Annotated in this window: 2 protein-coding genes and 1 pseudogene; all 3 read right to left on the bottom strand. The window is 61.8% G+C overall.

Annotated elements, in window-relative coordinates; all coding sequences use genetic code 11:
- Nucleotides 1-342, bottom strand: a pseudogene (locus tag QZ266_RS07325) (hypothetical protein); the annotation flags it as partial.
- Between the two features lie 146 nt (nucleotides 343-488).
- A complete protein-coding gene (locus tag QZ266_RS07320) occupies nucleotides 489-2,558 on the bottom strand; it encodes a M13 family metallopeptidase (RefSeq protein ID WP_295693324.1) in 2,070 nt (689 codons plus the stop codon).
- Between the two features lie 78 nt (nucleotides 2,559-2,636).
- Nucleotides 2,637-4,835, bottom strand: a 2,199-nt coding sequence (locus QZ266_RS07315) for an efflux RND transporter permease subunit (protein WP_295693322.1), incomplete at its 5' end; no start/stop codon positions are given.

The raw sequence follows: 4,835 nt of genomic DNA, 5'->3' as shown, positions 1-4,835 counted from the left end.
CTCTTCCGAGAGGAGATACAGCTCGGTGAAGGATCCGAAGCGGGAGAAACCCTGCGGCATCTCGACCGAGTCGAGCCAACCACCATTCACATAACGGTTGAAGTCGTCACCGGGATGAACGGTTGAATCGACATGCTGGGTCTCGATGCCCCAGGTGCCGAGGCGCGGGTCGCCGGCGGACGGATCACCGACAACGGTTGCGGAGGCTTCGGTCGTGGACGTCTGCACATCGCTGGCAGCGGATTCATTCGGTGTCGTTGTGTCGGTTTCCGGCGTTTCGCCGCTCGGCGAGCAGGCCGCCATCAGAGCCACGCAGGCGCTGGTCAGCAGAAGCTTTTTCATCGTGTTTCCCCTAGGAGCAAAATCATTGGCGCAAACACTAGTGCGCTGAGGCCGGGGCGCAATACACGGGGGGTGTCTCTTACAGCCCTGTAATGAAAACGGCCCGACATTGCTGCCGGGCCGCTTCATCAGTCGGACGCTGAATCCTACCAGATGGAAACACGCTCCTCCGGCGGCAGGTAGAGGTCATTGTCCTCGGTCACACCGAAGGCCTCGTACCAGGCATCCAGATTCCGCACGACACCATTGGTCCGGTATTGGGACGGGCTGTGCGGGTCGGTTGCCAGACGGTTGATCAGATTGTCTTCGCGGTAGAGGCGACGCCAGACCTGGGCCCAGGCCAGGAAGAAGCGTTGCTCACCGGTGAAGCCGTCAATGACCGGCGCCTGGCCATCGCAGCAGGCATCGAGATGGTGCTGGTAGGCGGTGAAGGCCATCTGCAGGCCACCGAGATCACCGATATTCTCACCCATCGTGAATTCACCATTCACGAAACGCCCTTCGACCGGCGAATAGCCGGAATACTGGGCGCCAAGCCGGTCGGCCCGGGATTCGAAACGCTCATTGGTCTCTTCGGTCCACCAGTCGCGGATCGAGCCGTCATAGTCGAAGCGGCGGCCCTGATCGTCAAAGCCGTGACCGATTTCGTGACCGATCACCGCGCCGATGGCACCGTAATTGATCGCCGCATCGGCATGCGGATCAAAGAAGGGAGCCTGCAGGATGCCGGCCGGGAAGGTGATCTGGTTCATCAGCGGATTGTAGGACGCATTGACCGTCTGCGGCGGGTAAGGCCAGGCGGTACGATCAACCGGGCCTTCCAGGTCGGCGAGTTGTTCAGCCCACTGGAACTCCGCGATGCGGGTCATATTGCCGAACAGATCGTCCGAGCGAACCTCGAGGGCGGAATAGTCCTGCCACTCATCCGGATAACCGATGCGCGGTTCGAAGGTGGACAGCTTCTGCAGTGCATTGGCGCGGGTGTCGTCATCCATCCACTCAAGCGCGGCCAGGCGGCCCTCGAAGGCCGTGACCAGATTGGCCACCAGCTCTTCCATGGCGGTCTTGGATTCCGGCGGGAAGTGACGGTCGACATAGACCTGGCCAACGGCTTCACCGAGTTGTCCACCAACGAGGTTTACGCCGCGACGGTCACGCGGGCGCTGCTCCTCGATCCCGTTCAGCGTCGTGCCGAACATGGCGAAATTCGCGGCATCGAAAGCTTCCGGCAGGGCACCGGCATTGGTGCGGATGAAGTGGAAGGTCATATAGTCCTGCCAAACATCAACCGGCGTTTCCGCGAAAATCTGGCCGGCGGCTTCGATCGCGCTCGGCTGGGCGACGAGATAGGTCGCTACGCCGTCGAGACCGAGCTGCTCCATGCCCGCATCAAAGCGCAGCTCCGGCGCCAGGGCGGCGAGCTGGTCCATGGGCATTGGGTTGTAGATCTTCTGGATGTCGCGGCTGTCTTGCTGGCTCCAGTGAGTCTCGGCGATCCGCATTTCCAGGTCGAAAATGGCCTGGGCCTTCTCGGCGCCGCCTTCCATGCCGGCCAGATCGAAGATCTGCTCGATGAAGGCCAGATAGGCGTCGCGATAACGCTCATTGTCTTCTTCCAGGTAGAAGTCGCGATCAGGCAGGCCGAGACCGGCCTGGCCGACAAAGACGGTGTAGCGCGTGGTGTCGGCCGGATCGGGGATGATGCCGACGCCATAGGGCGACTGGTGGTAGATGGTCGCGAACAGCGCGTTGATGTCGTCATGCGTCTCGGCGGCTGCGATCTCGTCGAGATAGGGCTGGGCCGGGGCGAGGCCGAGCTGGTCGATGGTCGATGTGTCCATCCAGCTGCCGTAGAGATCGCCGACCTTCTGCTCGATCGTGCCATCGGCGGCATCCTGGGCGGCGAGCTCGAGAATGATGTCCTGGACCTGTTCTTCGGCCTCGATCGCCAGCGCGGTGAACATGCCGTAATTCGAGCGGTCTGACGGGATCACCGTATTGTCGAGCCAGGTACCGTTCGCATAGCGGTAGAAGTCATCGCCGGCGATAATTGCGGCATCCATGCCCTCGAGGTCGAAACCCCAGGTGCCGATATCCGCACTGCCGGTCATCGCGGCGGTTTCGGTTTCGGTCTGGGTCGTTTCATCCGGTGCTTCTGCCGGTTGGCAGGCCGCGGTCAACGCCAGGACGGCGGTGCTCAGCAAGAGCTTTTTCATTCTGTGATCCCCTTGTTTTTAGGTCCAAGACGTAAAAACGCCCCGCGCTAGATACAACGCGGGGCGTTTGGACGCCAATTATTCGGCAGGCGAGTGGTCGAGATGACCAGCCTGCTCGCCATGGGCGAAGTCGGTGTCGGCGTAGTGCTCACCCAGACCAGGCTGCTTCTTGCCTGTCCACACCATCCGGAAGAAGCGGGCGATGTCGACCCCGATCGCATACATGGCCGGAACCATGATCAGCGTCAGGAAGAGGGCGAAGATAACGGCGAAGCCCAGGGCGACGACCATCGGCTTGAGGAATTCCGCCTGGGTCGAACGCTCGGCCATCATCGGGAAGATCCCGAGGAAGGTGGTGACCGAGGTCAGCAGGATCGGGCGGAAACGCTGCACGCCGGCATCAACCAGGGCCTGGAAGGCCCCGACACCATTGGCCCGCAACCGGTTCACGAAGTCGATCAGCACCAGGTTGTCATTGATGACGACGCCTGCCGCAGCTCCGACCCCGAAATAGGAGAAGAGGGCAATCGGCATGTCGAACAGATAATGTCCGAAAATGGCGCCGGTCAGTGAGAACGGGATGGCGATCATGATCACGATCGGCTGGAAGTAGGAGCGGAAGGCGATCGCCAGCAGCAGGTACATCGAGATCAGGGCAAAGGCGAGCAGGACCATGACTTCCGCCATGAATTCGCGCTGACCCTCGGCCTGGCCGATCTCGTCCCGGGAAACGTGCGGGAAGCGAGCCTCGAATGCCTGCCAGTAGTCTTCGCTCAGCGCCGCATCGATGTCGCCGCGGGCTGCCGGGTCCGACAGTTCCGCGCTGACCGTGATGGTGCGCATGCCATTGCGGCGATTGATCCGGTTCAGGCCCGGAGCGAAATCAGCCTCGGCGACGGCCGCCAGCGGAACTTCCCGTCCGTCCGTGGTGCGGATGCGGATATCGCGGAAGGTATCCAGTGACTGACGCGAGGCCGCATCCAGGCGGATCATGACCCGCACATCCTGACCATCACGCGGCAGGCGCTGGGCTTCGACGCCATAGAAGGACTGACGCACCTGATTGGTGACATCAGAGAGGGTCAGACCGAGCGCCTGGGCGTTCGGACGCAGGCGAATCTGCAACTCCTCTGTCGAGGTCTGCATGCTGTCGACGACATCATACAGGGTGTCATAGCTGCGCAGCTGTTCCTTCAGGTCATCAGCAGCGGCCCGCAATTCGTCCAGATTCTGGCCGGACAGGGCGAAGCGCATGCCATTGCCACCATTATTGATGGTCGAGTCGAGGCGGATTTCCTCGGCATCCGGGATCGGGCCCAGGAATTCACGGATCTGGGCAGCGACTTCCGAGGTCGGAAGATTGCCCGGACGGTCTTCCGGATCGGCCAGGGTGATCCAGGCGCGGATACGACCATCCGTTGCCAGGGTCGAGCGGCTCTCGATCATGTCGACTTCACCCGGGAATTGCTCGCGATAATAGCTGAGCGCTTCGTCCTGGGCGCGATCGAGCTGCTGACGCACTTGCTCGGTCCGACCCCAGGGGGTGCCCTCGGCGAGGGTGATCGACGTCTGGATCGTCTCGTTTTCGATCTGCGGCATGAAGACCGACCCGACGCGGTTGGTCATCATCAGGGAGATGGAGATGACGAAGACCAGCAGGAAGCCGAAGAAGGTCGCATAACGATTGCGGATACATGCCTTGGCGACCGGGCGATAAACGCCGCGGGCAAAGCTGAGAAGCGTACCGGCAATGGCGCGCTGAAACGCGATCAGCGGGCCGAAGAAGCCTTTGCTGGACTGCGGTTTCATGTGCGACAGGTGGGCCGGCAGGATGAGCAGGGATTCGATCAGCGAGAAGGCCAGCGCCGCGATCACGACCAGCGAAATCTGGCGGGTGAACTGGACTTCCGGCCCGGTCAGCAGCATCCAGGGCGAGAACATCATGATCGTGGTGATGACGGCGAAGATGACCGGCTTGGCCACCATCTGCGTGCCGACGATCGAGGCGGTCAGCCCCGGTTCGCCGCGTTCCACCCGGTCGTGGATATTCTCCCCGACCACGATGGCGTCATCGACCACGATCCCGATCACCAGCAGGAAGGCAAACAGGGACAGCATGTTCAGCGTCACGCCGAGCATGGGCAGCAGCAGGAAGGCGCCGCCAAAGGCAACGAAGATGCCGATGGTCACCCAGAAGGCGACGATCGGGCGCAGGAAGAGGAAGAGCACGATCAGGACCAGCACACCCCCGAACAGGGCGGAGTTGGCGATCGTTTC

The organism is uncultured Maricaulis sp., from assembly GCF_905480005.1.
GTDB lineage: Bacteria > Pseudomonadota > Alphaproteobacteria > Caulobacterales > Maricaulaceae > Maricaulis.
The sequence above is the reverse complement of the archived record's forward strand: the minus strand, read 5'-3'. Positions and strand labels throughout refer to the sequence as shown.

Bases quoted from the DNA above. Each gene is read 5' to 3' on its own strand.
- QZ266_RS07320 (WP_295693324.1), bottom strand. From the start codon at position 2,558: ATGAAAAAGCTCTTGCTGAGCACCGCCGTCCTGGCGTTGACCGCGGCC.